16 protein-coding genes and 1 pseudogene are annotated in these 16,350 nt (G+C 61.2%); 12 read left to right on the top strand and 5 right to left on the bottom strand.

All coding sequences use genetic code 11. The features are described 5' to 3' along the window. Nucleotides 1-279 precede the first annotated feature (279 nt). From LAQ73_RS17095 to LAQ73_RS17070, 6 genes are all read left to right on the top strand, one after another. Complete coding sequence (locus LAQ73_RS17095) at nucleotides 280-861, top strand: PAS domain-containing protein (RefSeq protein ID WP_224270904.1); 582 nt, start codon at nucleotides 280-282, stop codon at nucleotides 859-861. Further along, entirely contained in the window at nucleotides 854-1,306 is a 453-nt protein-coding gene (locus LAQ73_RS17090) for a response regulator (RefSeq protein ID WP_224270903.1), read from the top strand. The genes LAQ73_RS17095 and LAQ73_RS17090 overlap by 8 nt, the downstream gene beginning before the upstream one ends. Before the next feature lie 2 nt (nucleotides 1,307-1,308). Beyond that, nucleotides 1,309-3,468 (top strand): bacterio-opsin activator domain-containing protein, encoded by a 2,160-nt coding sequence (locus LAQ73_RS17085; protein ID WP_224270902.1) that lies wholly within the window; start codon nucleotides 1,309-1,311, stop codon nucleotides 3,466-3,468. A 69-nt stretch (nucleotides 3,469-3,537) separates the two neighbouring features. After that, nucleotides 3,538-3,846 (top strand): DdfA family disk-determining factor, encoded by a 309-nt coding sequence (gene ddfA, locus LAQ73_RS17080; RefSeq protein ID WP_224270901.1) that lies wholly within the window; start codon nucleotides 3,538-3,540, stop codon nucleotides 3,844-3,846. Nucleotide 3,847: 1 nt separating this feature from the next. Beyond that, complete coding sequence (locus tag LAQ73_RS17075) at nucleotides 3,848-4,135, top strand: DUF7576 family protein (RefSeq protein ID WP_224270900.1); 288 nt, start codon at nucleotides 3,848-3,850, stop codon at nucleotides 4,133-4,135. A 429-nt stretch (nucleotides 4,136-4,564) separates the two neighbouring features. Continuing rightward, nucleotides 4,565-5,473 (top strand): AEC family transporter, encoded by a 909-nt coding sequence (locus LAQ73_RS17070; protein ID WP_224270899.1) that lies wholly within the window; start codon nucleotides 4,565-4,567, stop codon nucleotides 5,471-5,473. Between the two features lie 41 nt (nucleotides 5,474-5,514). On the opposite strand, the gene LAQ73_RS17065 is transcribed toward LAQ73_RS17070, so the two are convergent. Further along, a complete protein-coding gene (locus LAQ73_RS17065; RefSeq protein ID WP_224270898.1) occupies nucleotides 5,515-6,777 on the bottom strand; it encodes an ABC transporter substrate-binding protein in 1,263 nt (420 codons plus the stop codon). 177 nt (nucleotides 6,778-6,954) lie between these two features. Between LAQ73_RS17065 and LAQ73_RS17060 the strand changes: the two genes are divergently transcribed. After that, on the top strand, nucleotides 6,955-7,212 hold the full coding sequence (locus LAQ73_RS17060; RefSeq protein ID WP_224270897.1) for a HalOD1 output domain-containing protein: 258 nt from the start codon (nucleotides 6,955-6,957) through the stop codon (nucleotides 7,210-7,212). Nucleotides 7,213-7,274: 62 nt separating this feature from the next. Here LAQ73_RS17060 and LAQ73_RS17055 read toward each other — a convergent pair whose 3' ends face one another. Then, nucleotides 7,275-8,192 carry an LLM class oxidoreductase gene (locus LAQ73_RS17055; RefSeq protein WP_224270896.1) on the bottom strand — a complete coding sequence of 306 codons (918 nt, stop codon included), beginning with the start codon at nucleotides 8,190-8,192 and terminating at the stop codon, nucleotides 7,275-7,277. Between the two features lie 111 nt (nucleotides 8,193-8,303). Further along, a complete protein-coding gene (locus LAQ73_RS17050; protein WP_224270895.1) occupies nucleotides 8,304-9,632 on the bottom strand; it encodes an MFS transporter in 1,329 nt (442 codons plus the stop codon). A 245-nt stretch (nucleotides 9,633-9,877) separates the two neighbouring features. Between LAQ73_RS17050 and LAQ73_RS17045 the strand changes: the two genes are divergently transcribed. Then, on the top strand, nucleotides 9,878-10,546 hold the full coding sequence (locus LAQ73_RS17045) for a hypothetical protein (protein WP_224270894.1): 669 nt from the start codon (nucleotides 9,878-9,880) through the stop codon (nucleotides 10,544-10,546). A gap of 6 nt (nucleotides 10,547-10,552) precedes the next feature. On the opposite strand, the gene LAQ73_RS17040 is transcribed toward LAQ73_RS17045, so the two are convergent. Next, the gene (locus LAQ73_RS17040) at nucleotides 10,553-11,377 is read right to left on the bottom strand and encodes an IS5 family transposase (protein WP_224270893.1); all 825 of its coding nucleotides are present in this window, start codon (nucleotides 11,375-11,377) and stop codon (nucleotides 10,553-10,555) included. A gap of 409 nt (nucleotides 11,378-11,786) precedes the next feature. On the opposite strand from LAQ73_RS17040, the gene LAQ73_RS17035 reads away from it, so the two are divergent. The 4 genes and pseudogenes from LAQ73_RS17035 to LAQ73_RS17025 all read left to right on the top strand — a co-directional run bounded on the left by LAQ73_RS17035 (nucleotide 11,787) and on the right by LAQ73_RS17025 (nucleotide 14,883). Further along, the gene (locus tag LAQ73_RS17035; protein WP_224270892.1) at nucleotides 11,787-12,587 is read left to right on the top strand and encodes a hypothetical protein; all 801 of its coding nucleotides are present in this window, start codon (nucleotides 11,787-11,789) and stop codon (nucleotides 12,585-12,587) included. A 250-nt stretch (nucleotides 12,588-12,837) separates the two neighbouring features. Beyond that, a pseudogene (locus LAQ73_RS17890) lies at nucleotides 12,838-13,068 on the top strand (DUF8102 family protein); the annotation flags it as partial. Nucleotides 13,069-13,243: 175 nt separating this feature from the next. After that, a complete protein-coding gene (locus tag LAQ73_RS17030; protein ID WP_224270891.1) occupies nucleotides 13,244-13,426 on the top strand; it encodes a hypothetical protein in 183 nt (60 codons plus the stop codon). A 44-nt stretch (nucleotides 13,427-13,470) separates the two neighbouring features. Further along, a complete protein-coding gene (locus LAQ73_RS17025; protein WP_224270890.1) occupies nucleotides 13,471-14,883 on the top strand; it encodes an arylsulfotransferase family protein in 1,413 nt (470 codons plus the stop codon). A gap of 9 nt (nucleotides 14,884-14,892) precedes the next feature. On the opposite strand, the gene LAQ73_RS17020 is transcribed toward LAQ73_RS17025, so the two are convergent. Beyond that, complete coding sequence (locus tag LAQ73_RS17020) at nucleotides 14,893-15,183, bottom strand: helix-turn-helix transcriptional regulator (protein WP_224270889.1); 291 nt, start codon at nucleotides 15,181-15,183, stop codon at nucleotides 14,893-14,895. Nucleotides 15,184-16,350: the final 1,167 nt, after the last annotated feature.

Below are 16,350 nucleotides of genomic sequence, written 5' to 3'. Positions count from 1 at the left end.
TATGCACGCTACCGCGGCTGACTGGGCTTGACGATTGGGTACTCGAATCAGCTCGGGTGAAGTCGAGTGCGTACGGTTCGTCGTGTTCGCGGCGTGGTCGTTTTGCCGGTCGAAGAACTTGTGTGGCGAACGCCTGAGACGGCCGTACTGTGCGCCATGCCGTCGTGAGCCGGTTTGCTGATGAGAGGATTGAAGACGGTAGGGCCGTAACTTGTCGTTGAATGGAGGTAGAACGCCGACACCGAGTATACTTCCGCGCTTTCCGGAATCTCACACCCCGTGTCGGCGGGTACGTCGACGCGCGACACCGTCGAAGGGGTCGTCGACGACTGTTTCGACGATTCGGATCTCTACAGGACTGTGAGGCTCTGGAACGCCGACGACGCCGGCGTCACACCTCGAACACCGGTCGACGACACCGTCTACGGCGCACTCGAACTCACCACCGACCGTTCGACAGCCTTCGACGCCGACCCGGAGCGAGCTACCGCGGTCGTCCCGCTGGATGTGTGCACTTCGAGCATCCACGGGGACGACCGTCACCGCGTAGAAGACTCGATAACTGCGGCCGTGGAATCGGGCTCGGAGTGGAAACTGGAGTATCGTGTCAAAACCAACGCCGACGAGCTTCACTGGGTCGACGCCCGCCGAAAACTCAAGTACGACGAGACGGGGACGCCGCTGGACTTCCCGCGCGTCGTCATCGGCAGTACGGAGCGAAAACGAGCCGAGGAAAAACTTCGGCGCGCACGCGACAAACTAGAAACCCGGCGCGGCGGCCGTATCTGGGCCGAGTCCGACGACGGCGGTCCGACGTTCCGCTTCCCGATACCGACAACTCGAAGGGATATATATGAGTAACAAATCTACCGAACCGGTCGAAGTGCTATTGGTCGAGGACAACCCCGATGATATCCGACTCACACAAGAGGCGTTCGAGGAGTCCGGCATCCGAGACGAGCTCCACGTTGTCCACGATGGCGAGCAGGCACTCGACTTTCTCTACCAGCGCGGCCAGTACGAGAACGCTCCCGTTCCCCGACTCATCCTCCTCGACTTGAACCTCCCGAGCCTCGACGGGGAAGCCGTCCTTCGGGAGATAAAGGACACGCCCTCCCTGAGACAGATTCCGACCATCGTGCTGACGAGCTCCGAGGCCGAGGAGGATATCGCCCGGAGCTACGACCTCCACGCCAACGCCTACCTCGTGAAGCCGGTCGACCCCGACGATTTCATCGGCCTCGCTCGGGCGTTCGAGGAGTTTTGGCTCCAGCTCGCCAGGCTCCCGTCGCCGAACTACAACTGAACATGTCGGACGACGACACGCTCGAGGTGCTGTTGATCGAGGACAACCCCGGCGACGTCCGGCTCATCGAGGAGCTGCTCGCCGAGGCGACAGAGCGGACGGTAACGCTCTCAGAGTCCGACCCCGTCGGCACGCCGCGACTGCAGCGAACCGACCGTCTGGACGACGGGCTGCAGCGGCTCGAAGCGTCGCAGATCGACGTGCTCCTTCTCGACCTCGGCCTCCCCGACAGTTCTGGAATCGACACGCTCGAAGCGGTCCGAAACCGGACGAACGAGGTTCCGGTCGTGGTCCTGACCGGCGTTCAAGACGAGACCGTCGGCGTGCAGGCGGTCCAGCAGGGCGCACAGGAGTATCTGGTCAAAGACGAACTGACGCCCCCGTTGCTGTACCGGTCGATTCGACACGCCATCGAGCGAAAGAAGTTCGAGCGGACACAGGCGGCGCTGCACGGCGCGAGCCGCGATCTGGTGCAAGCGGAGTCGAAAGCCGAGGTGAGTCAGCTCGCGGTCGACACCGCCGTCGACCTGCTCGGGCGCCGCTACGTCGGTATCTACCTCTTGGACGTGGAGACGAACGTGCTCGAGCCGGCGGCGTATCCGGACTACCTCGAAACGTCTCTCGGTGACATCCCGTCCCTGCACCCGAACGAGTCGACTATCACGTGGCAGGCGTTCGTCGACGACGAGACCGTCGTGCGCGAGGATCTCCAGGAGGTCGACTGCTTCCGCCGGTTCGACGTCCCGCTGCGGAGCGGGCTCTGGATTCCGCTCGACGGACACGGTGTGCTCGTCATCCTCTCGGAGGAGGCCGACGGCATCGACCAGCAGACCCAGCAGTTGGCCGACCATCTGGCGGCGACGACCGAAGTCGCGCTCGACCGCGTCGAACGCGAGGAGTCGCTCCGGCGACAGGAGCGCGAACTTGCGACGCAGAACCAGCAGTTGGAGGAACTCAACCGGATAAACGATCTCATCCGCGAGATCGACCAAGTGCTCGTACAGGCCGCGACGCGCGACGCGATAGAACAGGCCGTCTGCGAGCTTCTGACCCAGACCGAACGCTTCGCGTTCGCCTGGATCGGCGAAGTAGTAGACGACGAGATAACCCCGCGTAGTTGGGCCGGCGCGGGCGCAGACTATCTCGACGTCGTCTCGCTGTCGGTCGACGACAGCGCCTCGCCGGCGGCGACGATGGTGTCGACCGAGACCACGACCGTCGTCCCCAACGTCGCCTCGGGGATCCGCGACGAACCGTGGCGGAAAGCCGCCATTGCGCGAGGGCTCCAATCGGCTATCAGCATCCCACTTCGGTACAATGAGTTACTCTACGGCGTTCTGACGGTATTTGCGACCGAACCAGATGTCTTCACCGACCGCTCGAAGCGCGTCTTCGAGGAACTCGGTGAGACCATCGCCTACGCGATGAACTCCGTGGAGACGCGCCGGACGCTGTTGACCGACACGGTCGTCGAGCTCGAACTGGAGATTCGCGAGACGGGCGGACAGCTGGAACAGCTCGCGCGTGAGGCGGGGTGTCAACTCAGTTACGGCGGTCTGGTCCCGCAGACGGACGGGACGACGCGAATATTCTTCAACGCGACCGGAGCGTCGCCGAACGCTGTCGTCGACGCCGCGACTACCGTCCCCGGAATCCGCGACATCGACTACATCGGCGAGGGGACCGACGCCGACCAACTCCGGTTCGAGGTGACCGTCTCCGGGCCGACGGTTCCGTCGGTGCTCGTCGAGTGCGGCGGCATCGCTCGCTCGATTCAAATCGAGGAGACGGTCACGCGAGTCATCGTCGAACTTCCAGACACGACGGATGTCCGTGCGTTCATCTCCCGGGTCGAAGAGAAGTACTCCGAGACGGAGCTTCGCGCGCGTCGGGACAAAGAACGGACCGATCGGTCCCAGGAGGCGTTTGACACGACGCTCGAAGCCGAACTCACGCATCGGCAGTTGGAGGTGCTCCAGACGGCGTACCACAGCGGCTACTTCGAGTGGCCGCGAGACCGGACGGGCGAGGAGGTCGCAACGTCGCTCGACATCACGCAGCCGACGTTCAACGCCCACCTCCGAACCGCGGAGCGAAAGCTCTGTGCGATGCTGTTCGACGACGGCCCCGTCCCCTCGGAGAGGCGGGACCAACATACGTAGTGTCTCGTCAGACGCGACACTACGAGTGTAGGAGCAGTCGATTTCCCCAAACGTCCCATCCTTTGGAGTATGGATACGATCTCGACTCAAGCCGCGGGCGTTAGGGAAATTCGCGAACACGAAAATGCCAGCGATGCAGTTGTCATGGCGGTTGCGGACGCGCGGAACGCCGATCCCTTGGAACTCGACCCGCTCTACGACACCATCGACCCCGACGCCCTGGACGCGATTTTCTCCTCGTCCGACTCGGCGCACCCCTCGGTGGAACTCGAGTTCGACATCGGTGGCTGTCACGTCACCGTCCGCGGGACCGGCGAGATACTCGTTTCGCCGCCACCGGCCGATACTACGACCGTCGCCGACCCGATCGAGAACTGAGATGGGTGGGTCCGAATCAACCAACTCGACCCGCTCCGACCGTTTGATTCGGGCGGCGTACGATGCGGAGACGACCCTCGATGCGAACGACGAGCGCGGTAACGACTCCCCTCGTGGGAGGCGCGACGCGTCGTTCAGGAACAAGCAGTGCGAGCACTGTGGGGCCACTATCGACACGAGCGAGTGGTACCCCGTCGTGACGGTGCGCAACGCGAACAGAGTGCTCCAAATCTATCCGCTCTGCGGCGACGACTGCCGCGAAGAGTGGAACGAAGCCCACCACCGATAAGTCGAACGTCGCGGCGTCGTCTCCGCCGATGGCTCCTTCCGCGGTCTCGACCGCCTCGTAGACCGGACTCGGCCAGCGGGACGACCCGGCTGTCGACGGAGAACTCGAACCTCACGCCGTCCGCTCTCGGCGCGGGAGAGAGATGGCGAGTTCAGTAGGACCGTTCATGCGCAAACTCATGTAACGCATCGAGCGTCAAATGGAAGTCTGAGCAACGAATTGAGGCTCCTGTTCGTAGACGAGCACAGAGATACGTATTCAGGAAGATCTGGACATCGGTGGGAATCGAAGGGGGTCTGCGACATCACTCGGAGACACTCGGGACGGGAAGATCGTTCGCAGTCGGAACCGGACCTATCACAGATGGCGAACGAACCCTCCGTTGCCACCTGCCGTAACCTGAAGTGAGTCGGCGGTTGAGATGCCAGCATGGATGTCGTCTCGAATCTAGCGTTTCTCCTGGTCCTCTTGGCCGTCGGCTTCGCCGCTCGCCACGTCGGCCTCCTGAACGACGCCCGCTCGGACCGCCTCACTCAGTTCGCGTTCTACGTCGCGCTCCCAGCGCTCGTGTTCACGTCGACCGCGTCGAAGTCGCTCGCAGCGGTCCTCGAACCGCGTCTCGTGCTCGGGTTCTGGTTCGTCCTCCTCTCCGCCGCAGCGGTCGGATGGGTCGTCCACCGCCGGGAGTCGACGCCGTCGGTCCGAAGCGTCGCCGTCGTGCAGTCGTATCACTGCAATCTCGGATTTCTCGGGCTCCCGATAGTCGCGGCGACGTTCGGCGGCGTCGTCACCGCAAAGGCGAGTCTCCTCCTCGGCATCGGCGCGTTGACGCAGGTCCCGCTGACGATCGCGGTGCTCGTGTTCGTCAACAACGCCGACGCAAACGTGCGAGCGGAACTCGGGAACCTCTTCGCCAATCCCGTTCTCGTCGCGCTCTCTATCGGGTTACTCTCTTCGGCGTTGGGCCTCTCGGTTCCCGGTCTCGTCTGGTCAGGTCTGGAGACGCTCGCTGAGTTCGCCCTCCCCATTGCACTCCTCGTGGTCGGTGCGTCGCTGTCGCTGGACGACACGTCCGTCGATTTCTCGACGGTCGGGTCGGTCGTCGCGCTCAAGATGTTGGTGATGCCCGCAATCGCGCTCGTGACGTTCTCGTTGCTCTCGGCGGACGTGTCGACCACGCGCGCCGGCGTGTTGATGCTCGCGATGCCGACGGCCGTCTCGACGTTTATCTACGCGACCGAACTCGGTGGCGACGCGAACCTCGCCTCCGCGAACGTCTTTGCGACGACTGTCGCGTCTGTCGGGACGATTCTCGCCGTGCTGCAGTTCGTGGCGTAGTCCGTGACTCGAGACGGGAAGGTCCTACTCCCCGAAGGCCCTCAGGGTTCGCCGGCGACGATATCTGCGACGCGCCGACGGTCGAACAGGCGCTCGGACTCGGGAATCTCCGGATAGGGCTCGCCGGTCTCGTAACCGGGCCACTCGCCGAACTGTTCGGGGTACAGTTGCTTTGCGGTCATCTCCAACTGGAAGAGGTTCATCAGCGGCCCCTGGACGGGGTTGCCCGACGGATAGACGCGGTCGTTCCGGACGGCGGTCAGCTGTCCGCCCACGGGGTGGTCTTCGAGCGTCTGGCGAATCTGTCCGACGTCGTAGTAGGAGGCGATGCCGAACGGGTGCAGGATGACGTCCGGGTCGATGTCGAGCATCGTCTCGTAGTCGTACGTCGTCTCGAACGTCACGTCGTCGACCGCGAACGCGTCGGTCGCTTCGAGCGGGCGGGTGTGTGCGGCCGCGAACCCCGGGGCGTTGAGTTTCGAGGGGTAGAACGTCTCGTCCATGAAGATCACCACCCCGACCGAGGGTCGCTGGTCGGCGGGCGGGAGGTTCGACCGAATCTCTTCGAGCATCCCGTCGTAAACCGCCCGAAGCGCCTTGAACCGCCGTCGTTCTCGGAAGACGTTGGACACTCTCTCCGAAATCTCCCAGAGCGTGTAGTACTCGTAGCCGTCTCGGCACTCCTCGGGCGGTTGGCTGTGCGCCCGGCTGTAGGCGTTGCCGAACCACGGGGCGATGTTCGTCCGAATCTCGTCGATGTCGGACTGCTCCCACCCGTCGAACGAGACGACGAGACACGGGTCGACCAGGTGGAGGTCGGAGTTCAACTCGTAGAACAGCTCCTTGTCGACGTTCACGTTCCCGGACCCGGTGTTGAGCTGTTCGATCCCGCTGCGGTCGAAGGAGACGCCGTCGAGACGGTCGTAGTACGCGTCGAGCGTATTGCCGCCGGCGTCGGCGTCGAACCCCAGCGAGTTCACCGCGTCGCCTTTCCCGTAGGCGACGGCCATGTCCGCGTACAAGAGGCTGTACACCATCACGTTCTGGGGCACGCTATCGAATTCGACTGTCCCGACCGGTGCCATCGACACCGAGTACGACTCTCCCGAACTTGTCGTCTCCGAGCCGGCGTCCGTCTCTGCCGCCCCGCCGTCTCCAGATCCGACTGTCGTTCCCGGCGACGTTTCCTCGGCTCCGTCGTCACTCGCACAGCCTGCGAGCAGTCCGGCACCGACGACTGCTCCGCCGTACCTGAGGTAGTCGCGGCGCGTCAGCGAGCCGCTCACCTCTAACTCGTCGTCCATGTGTTTAGGCTCGCCTAAACAATGAAACCACTTTCGAATTCTCCATCGACCTCGCCCGGTGAGTTCGAAACTGAATTGGCGTTATCTGACTGTTTGGTTTTAAAACAATTTTAGGCCTTGATTCGGCATATATCAAGTAGTGCCTATTTACCAGTCGATATCGTTTTTTAACTAAACATGGGCTGTAGCCAACGAGAGTTCAGACGCTCGCAGGAGAGAGCGCTCGTCGTGGACGTCGTCGAGGCAGTCGAGAGCGTCTCGGGGTTCGAGCAATCCGAACTCCCGCCGCTGTACGAAACCGTCGATATGGAGGCTGTGGAAAACGCCGTCCGAAGCGGGTCAGGAGTGGTCGTCGGGTTCGAGTATAGCGGCCACACCGTCACCGTGGTCGACAACTCGCGACTCATCGTCGAACCGCTGGAGAGAAGTGAGTAACGCGGCCCGCCGGTTCAGCGTGGAGGTGCGTCGACCGCCCGTTCCCAACCCCTTCGTCCCCGTCACCGAACGCGTTCGACGACTTCCTCGGCGAATCGCGTCAGTTCGGCCTCCGGATCGTCGCCGGGCGTCGAGACGAGCACGTGGTCGACGCCCATCTCGTCGAGGGTCCGGAAGTAGTCGGCGAACCAGTCGCTGCCGGCGCGGTAGCCGAGATGCAGCGGTTCCGGTTCCGCCTTCGGGTCGTCGGCGAGTTCGGTTCGGACGGCCATCGCGTACGGTTTCTCGCCGGCGACCGACCGCCACTCGTCGAGGTAGGATTCGAGCGTGTTCATCGGGAGGTGATAGAAGAACCAGCCGTCGCCGTGGTCGCCGATCCACTCGACGGACTGGCGGGCGTAGCCGGTCGGGAGCAGCGGAAGCGTTTCCGTCGTCGGTTTCGGCACGAGGTCGAGCGACCCGTCGAGCGTTCCCCACCCCGAATCGAGTTCGGGGAACTCCTCGCGCCAGACGGTCCGAAGCACGTCGACGCTCTCGCGGAACAGTTCGCCGCGTTCGTCGGCGTCGACGCCGAACGCCTGAAACTCCGGGTCGCGGTCGCCCGTCGCCACTCCGAGGACGAGGCGGCCGTCGGAGAGCCGGTCGATCGACGCCGCGCTCTTTGCGACGTGCAGTGGGTGCCGAAGCGGGAGGACGGCGCTGGCGGTGCCGAGTGCGACGTCCGACGTGTGGGCGGCGACGTGACTCAACCACGTCCACGTTTCGAACGTCTGGCCCGCGTCGCCGAACCGCGGCCAGTACAGCGGTACGTCGCGTGCCCACAGCGCGTCGAACCCGACGCGCTCGGCGTGCGACGCGAGTTCCATCTCCCGCGCGACCGGCGGTCTGGACTCCCGGGCGTCGGTGAGCGGGAAGCCGACGCCGAAGCTCAGAGTCTCGGTCCCGAACAGCCGATCGTAGCCCGCGTTTCGGTGGTCCATCGTCACGGGTGCGCGTTCGGCCGAGCGCGTATTGGGACTACGGTTGGGCCCCGCGTTTTCCTCGACTCTCCTGGCGAAGACCGAGAGAGCGGGGGCTCGTCCGAGGGTGTCTCAGGCGTACGCCTCGAACTCCTTTCCGAACACGAGAAAGTAGCCCGTACCGACGAGACCGACCGCGGCCGCGACGCCGAAGGCGAGTTCGGGACTGACGAAGTCCCAGAGGTAGCCGCCGAGCGCGGCGCTGGGGACGACGATGGTGTTTCGCAGGAGGTAGTACGACCCGGTGACGCGACCGCCCGCGCCCTGTTCGGCCGGGCCGACGATGAGCGCCTTGTGCGACGGCAGTCCGGCGAACCGTAGTCCCGAGAAGGCGAAGACGACGACGAGCGCGAGGGCGCTTCTCGGCGCGTATATCAGGACGACCGGAAAGACGGCGTAGACGGCGAATCCGAGCGCGACGACGGGCTTGAGACCGACGCGCTCTGCAATCTTCGCGGCGGGGGCCATCACGAGGAGCGCGACAACCATCTCGACGCCCAACAGATAGCCGAAGAACGCCTCCGGAGAGAGCTCGATAGCGTAGGAGAACTGTCCGAGCGAGACGGTGGCGTCGAATCCGACGTCGAATATCTGTGTGACGACGAGCACGAAGAACACGTAGACCATGCCGTTGGCGAACCGAACCAGCGTGTCCCCCACGAGCAACGGCCGCAATTCGTCTGGCATCTCGCGGAACTCTCGGCGTATCTGTTCGAGTCCCGCGAACGAGTCGCCGATGTCGTCGCCACTCGCGTCGTAGAGGACGTGCTGGACGACCGTCCCGAGCAAGCCGAAGACGACGGCCACGGCGAGGACGTACTGGAAGCTCACGGTGAACTGCGGGTGGAGGCCGATGAGCACCGCCGCCATGACCGGCCCGACGAGGAAGGCGGTTCGGCGGAACGTCTCGGTGCTTGCGAACCCCTCCGCGAGACGCGACGGGGGCGTCGATTGCTTGACGACCGCGAACGTCGCGCCCAGGCCGAACGATTTCCACGCTTGGGCGAGAATCAGGCCGACGAAGATCCACACCCACGCGGCGACGGTGACGCTCCCCAGCGAGATCGTCCCGATTCCGGGCGCGACGAGCCAGAACCCGAATCCGAGAGTCGAGAGGAGTCCGAACAGCGTCAGCGCGTACCGGGACCCGACTCGGTCGGATACAGCCCCGCCCGGGTAGGGGTAGACCGCGGAGATGACGTTGCCGAAGGTCCCGTACAAGCCGACGACGAACCCCGACGCCCCCAGCGCCACCATGTACTCCGGGAGGAACCGACTCGTCATCTGAAAGCCGAGACCGAACGTGAACATCGCTATCGAGAGGACGAGCACGTCGCGTTCGAGCGAGACGAACTGGCGAAACGGGTCGAGTATATCGACGGAGTCATCCTCTGTAGCCATGTGTCACTCTTCCCGCTCGATTGGTACGTCTCGTAAATAGACTTTTGTTGGCTCTGTCGTAGCCCTCAACAGCTGATAGGAATCGCAGGCTGAATACAGAGGAGGGGCCTTGTTTAGACGCGGAGTAACATCTCATCCCTTTCAGTAATGACGCTACGAATCAGCCGCTCAGTTAAACTGCGAATTTACCAATCGTGTCCTACGTATAACAGAAAGTATACCACTATTTTCAATCTATGGACACTATGGTTACTGGAATGGTTGTCCGATTCATAACGGATAGCCACAGAGCTGACGAAGCGCTCATTAGGGGGTATCTCGTCCCATCGCTACACCGCCTTAACGCAATCGACGGATGTGACGGCATTCGTTTTTACCGCTTAGGGAGTGACACACGGCGCAATGACGGCGAGGTACGACTTGCCATCTTTGGCGATTATGAAGCGGTCATCGACGCAGAGCGTAACCGATGGGATGAGTTGGCCACCGAAGGCTCTATCGAATATTGGGAAGTTGACGAGACTCCGAGCGCCATGGGATATCCCCACAACGTGGGTACGTTCTACCAGCGTCTCGATGTTCTGACGACCGAGATGGCAGCATTGTACTATCAAACGTTTGATGAGCGACCCGAACCTGTAGATGCGTTTCCTGACGTAGAACTACCAACGCCGATTGGGTGGTGGGTAGCGTTCCATCTTCTCATGAATCAACTTGGATATAGTCCCAAAGACGAAATTCAGGCTTGTTTCCAGTGTATCGACAATCGATTGTTTGCGTTGACGGCCTTAGAGGACTCTGACTATGCTCGGGAGTACATTGCTGACCTACATATGCGACTGGATGACATTGAGGCACGCATTGATGCACGCGAACAAGAGAAAGCTGACGACTACTATTCTGGTCCTGACTGACCGAAGTCAGGAAACAAGTTCGACATTTCTCACAGCGGCTTTCAGAACGAGTTCGCGGAACTGCCCGAACCACGTTCGTGCCCGAAGCGTGTCACCGTACCGCTGCTTGAGCGCGAAAAACACGGCCTCGATGACTGATCGTCGATGATAGGTATCGTCGTCATGGCGAGCGTTATGCGCCATATCGAGCGGATAGAACTCTCGGTGTGTAATCAGGGGCCGAACGTCAGCGTCCCGAAGTTCGTCGCGGAGGTCGTCCCAATCATATCCCTTGTCAGCGGTAATGATCTGTAGCCGGTTGAGGTTCCGTGTGAGTACCTGTCGCCCAATCTGAGTGTCGTGTGGTTGTTTCGTCGAACAATGAATATCCAGTTCGGCACTGGTGTCGCAGTCTACCAGTGCCGTCGTCTTCACTGATCTAAATGTGTAGTCTGTCCGATTTGCGTAGTGGCGACTGGCAGAGTGCCGGTCGAAGCCAGTCGCGTCGATAGCCTGTACGTCACCGGTATCGTGGAAATTAGCGGAGAGTCGAAGGAGGCTTCGCCAGACCGCCATCTTGAGCTGCTGCTTCCGTGAGCATACGGTCGTAAAGTCCGGCAGCTCGCTCGTTTCGAGATTCATTTTCCCGACGATCCCGTGCATCTCGTGAAGCACATCGAGGAGCCGTCGATATGGAAGGTCAAGGTATTCGCGGAGACCGTGGATCGCAACGATTACCCAGTCAGCGTAGCCACCGTCGCCCTTCTTGACCGCTGGTGAAGGATCGCCAGAGACAGCACGTTTTGCCAGTGTTACGAGACGATCTGTGAAGTGCGAGAGACGAGAGGGCACACTACTCGGGTCTGACTCAGAGGTCGTTAGTTCACCGGAGTGAGTCGTTCTCTATAGCGTCTAAACAAGGCCCAGAGGAGGTATTCAGCGAATTTCGCGGATCAAAATGGTGAACGGGTCAATAAGGGTACCATCATAAAAATCATATGTCGTGCCATTACAACAGGTAACTTACTTGGTTTATGATATATGTTTACATATAACGTGCTGCGAGTCGTAAGTAGTTCCGCGCTCATTGACGCGAAGACCAGGGATGGAATGGCAAGGGGCGTAGGAGACGAAGAGTTAACATGGTAACGACAGGACAGGAGGTGGATGGAACCCCAATCAAACGATCACAGGGGATACACCGGAACAAAACGATACAGTTCGTAACGGAACGGTCAAACAACGCTGTAACGGAGGTCGCATGACCCCCACGGACGACCCTAAGATTGGGTATTTAGCGTCGGCAAACGCTCCCTCTGAACGGTACTTCTCGAAGGTTGGATCCGTCGCTGCGATTTTGGGACTCGGGGTCTACGGAGTGTCGGCGTATCTACACCCGTGGACGCCACCGCATCACACCCACGACGCCTTCTCGGATTACGCAACGGAGTCTGGGTGGGCCCTCTACCACTTGGGGGAGTTCCTCGGGATACTGTTGATGGGCGCTGCCCTCCTTGCACTGACTTGGCGGTTGCGCAGGGGCGTCGCCGGCGCGTGGGCAACCCTCGGCGGGGTGGCGATGGTGGTGTGTGCAGGCGTCTACGCCGTCTTCATCGCCGTCGACGGCGTCGCCCTCGGGATCATGGTCGACCGATGGGCAGAGGCGGGGCCCGAACAACAGGAACTGCTGTACGAGACGGCGTTCGCCGTTCGGCAGATCGAAGGCGGCCTCTTCAGTCTCCAGTGGTTCATGTTCGGCATCGCAGCGGGGCTCTTCGCGGGGGCGTTTTTCGCCAGCGCCGAGTCGCCAGTTCGTCTCAACTGGTTCAGTGGCATGGGTTGGTTGAGCATTATCGCCAGCATTGGAGCGCTCTCTTTCGGAATCGTCCAGGCCCACGGATACACCGACCTGTCGATGACCTTCCAGACCGGACTGGCGCCGGGCGTGATATGGATTGTCGCCGTCGGGGTATTCCTCTACCGAAACCCGGTGCACATCACCAAACTCGGGAAAGGTACCCAGCGAGAGGACGACCAATCGAGTCACGAACTTGCCGACTAACATACAGAAAGATAAACCACGATGTCAACAACTGAAACCCGATTAAACCATGAATCGATTGCGGATAAAACGTCTGCACGAATAGTAGGCGCACTGATTACTTCTCCAGTGCCCGCTCCCCCTGGAACGCCGTGAACTAGTTCACATCTCCCTCGATGTGGCTATCGTAAATAGATTCTATGTGTGGTAGGATACGTGCGATTTACCCCGACGCGTGGGTATATACGCCCAAAGGTCGTCTATCCGCGAGATGGGTAGTCGGAAGAACGCGACGCTCACCACCGAGGACCGCCGGTGGCTCACCGGCGGGAAAGTGTACGAAGGCGAGCACGCGAAACAGCAGCGTTACCAACGCCGAACGGACATCTGCGAGCGGGTGTCCAACGCGCTTCTCGACTTCTCGATACTCTCCGAGTGCCTCGAAGAGAAAGAGCGCCGGCGGATCTTCGAGTCACTTTCGGACGGCGACGACACATCCGATGCGGAGGGAGACGAACTGTTCGAGGGGGTCGCCGACGGAATCGCGTACCTCCTGTACAGCGCCGACATCACCGATTCGTTCGGTGGGGGCTCGGGTTCTCTCCCCGACGACTCGCTCTCGAAGCGCGTTTTCTACGTGGGACTCTCTCGGGACCGAAGAAATAGACGAGTTCGTCGTGAACGACGTCGACCTGACTGTCGACACCGTCTCGCGCTCCGCGTCCGAGGCGACGGAGTCGCTGAAAAACGACGCGAGACTCTCCGACGCCGAACTCCGACTGTTGCTCGAAAGCGACCTCGTAGAAACCGAGGACGTGCAGCACTGTCTCCGCGCGTTGCTCCCCGACGAGGACGCGTGAGCCCGGAAGATGAGTGACAGCACCCACAAAGCGAGGTCGAGCCCGTGAACGACCGGAAGCAGTCGTTCAGGGCCGTTCTGGCAGCACTCGCCGTTCTCTCGCTACTCGGGCTCGGGCTCAGCTACGCCACCGCCGAGAGACCACTGGTCGACCAGATTCGGACTGACGACGGCTGGCAACACGACCCGAGTCGAATCGCGTCTGCGGACTCGGTGACGGTCGTCGGCACCGACTCGAACTCGTGGCGCGGTAGACCCGGGGAGGTGGACACGCCACGGGGTCGTGCGGAACTCGTCGCGGTCGACGGAGCCGGAACGGTACTCTACTACAACGACTCGCGCGACGTGTACTGGGACGTCGACCCGGTTCCCGGAACGGAGGCGACGGTCGAAGCCGCGTTCGCCGACCATCTGGACGCGGAGGCGTGTCCGTCCGACTGGAACCACTCGCAGTACGCCGTCGACGAGACGACGTGGGAGCGCTACTACGAGGTCCACGGCGAGAGCGGTCGCTGTACGCGAAACGGCGTCGACCGAGTGAATCTCACGACCGGCGAGACCACGACAGTCTGGACGGCGATGACTCCCGGACAGGAACTCACCCGGTTCCACGACGTCGACCGCGTGAACGAGACGCACCTCGCCGTCGCGGATATCTACCTCGACCGGCTGTTCGTCGTCGAGCAGTCCAACAACGAGATCGTCTGGACGTGGAACGCCTCCGACGAGTTCTCGACCGACGAGACCGGCGGTCCGTATCCGAAAGACTGGAGCCACATCAACGACGTCGAACTCGTCGACGACGGCGAACGCCTCATGGTCAGCATGCGCAACCACGACCGAGTAGTCTTCGTCGACCGACGCAGCGGGGAGGTAGACGACAGTTGGACCCTCGGCGCTGAGGACGACTACGGCGTCCTCTACGAGCAGCACAACCCGGACTACATCCCCGAGTCACAGGGCGGACCCGCCGTCCTCGTCGCCGACTCGGAGAACAACCGCGTCGTCGAGTATCAGCGAGAAAACGGAACGTGGGTACAGACGTGGCAGTGGCGAGACGCCCGGATGCAGTGGCCCCGCGACGCCGACCGCCTGCCGAACGGGAACACCCTCATCACGGACTCGAACGGTAATCGCGTCTTCGAGGTGGACCGAGCGGGCGAAATCGTCTGGAGCGTCACCGTCGGCTTCCCGTACGAGGCCGAGCGACTCGATACTGGAGACGAGAGCGCCGGTGGGACCACCGCACAGTCTCTCGGTCTCGACTCGCGAGCAGGCGACGAACGGAATCCAGTCGGCGTGTTGGTGAAAGACGCCCTCCCGAACAAGTACCTAAACGGAGTACTGTACGCGACGCCCATCTGGATGAGCCTCGCACAGGTTGCACTGTCGCTTCTCGCCGGGCTCAGTGTGGCGCTCTGGGTCTCACTCGAAGTGTTCTGGCGAGTTCGCGGGTGAGTGTGCGCTTCAGGGGATTTGTCGCTCGGACGAGAACCGCGCTTCCTCCCACTCGCGGCGTTCGCGTATCAGGTTCTCGCCTCGTTCGGTGATCGCGTAGTAGTTGGTGCGCCTATCAATCGGTCCCTTCTCCACGTACTCTTTGGTGACGAGCGTATCCAGGTTCGGATACAGTCGCCCGTGGTTGATGTCCCCGTCGAGATACTGTTCGAGCTGCTCTTTCGCCTGCTGTCCGGAAGGGCGTTCCATCCCCGAGATGACATACAACAGGTCGCGTTGAAAACCGCTTAGGTCGTGCATGTGATATAATTCTCTAGTGTTGAATATAGCTTCTCGCAGTATCACGAGCGCTGGTAGTTCACGTTTACAATAATGTCTATCGGTTACATTTGCTGAATCAGACAGTATTGGCTACTATCTCGTCGATAGATTGCTGCAGAGACACGACGTTCGTCGATCGTTTCGACGCCGAAAGTGAGAGTGCCGGAACACGGCTCAGTCCGGCTATCGAACGACACCACGGCCAAGCAGGTCGTCCGAGGAGCACCACCCGAGTCGACGCAGTGACGTACGCCGACGGGGGTTAACTCAATTCAACTCCCGAGCTCTACATACAACAATACTCCGCCTAATATGATAGGCCCACCGCGTTTTCCGTTCGATACTTGGTGCGAAGCCTTCGTGAACGCCGACATGCCAAGACGCCGATAGAGTCGGCCGTCAGTACTCGCTTAGCGGAGCGTGTTCTCCGTCGAGTGAGCGCATATCTCCGAACGACCCAGCGGCGAGAACGAGTCGGCGTCGTTCTCAATACGGTTCTTGCAGTATCGAAGGATTCCCATCTGCGACGCTTTCTTTCACGCTACTATAACTGACCTCCAAATTTCATCAGAAAACACACGCGTGTTGGTCACCCGAGAGCGGGTTTCGTCTGCCAACAAGTTGATAATTGTCGAGAGCGGTGTTCGAATTGCGTCCGTCCCCAACGACGCACCTCTTCATGGGTTTGGTATCCTCCGCTCGGCGGCGGAGTCGTCTCCACTCTTCGCCGAGACCACCTCCACAGCGATCAGTTCCGGTCGTCGTTCGGTTCGTCTTCGGTTTCGAGCTACTGGCCTCATTTGTCCTAATGATAACAGCTAACATGCAGAGGGGAGATATGGCCAATGCAGCGTTACGAGGCGTTGCACGAGCACCACGCCCCGGCTGGTCACGCGGCGATGGTGACGATTCGTCAGACAGAATCACGGACCGGATGGGAGTCACGGCCCATCCGGTCCACCACTGATTCTCTGGTCGCTGTGCAAGAGATGTCTATACTGCAGAATACCCTCTCAGCCCCGAACGTGGAGTACCGTCTCTCGGGACGCCATCTCGAACGCTCGTTCGGACTGCGCGCCGGAGCAGAACCCGACGGCGATATCTCAAATTTGTAATAAACACTGCTGCATTTACTATGTATATCTT

It is taken from the genome of Haloprofundus salinisoli, assembly GCF_020097815.1.
GTDB classification, from domain to species: Archaea; Halobacteriota; Halobacteria; order Halobacteriales; family Haloferacaceae; genus Haloprofundus; species Haloprofundus salinisoli.
Note: the sequence above shows the minus strand (reverse complement) of the source record. Positions and strands in the feature narration are given on the sequence as shown.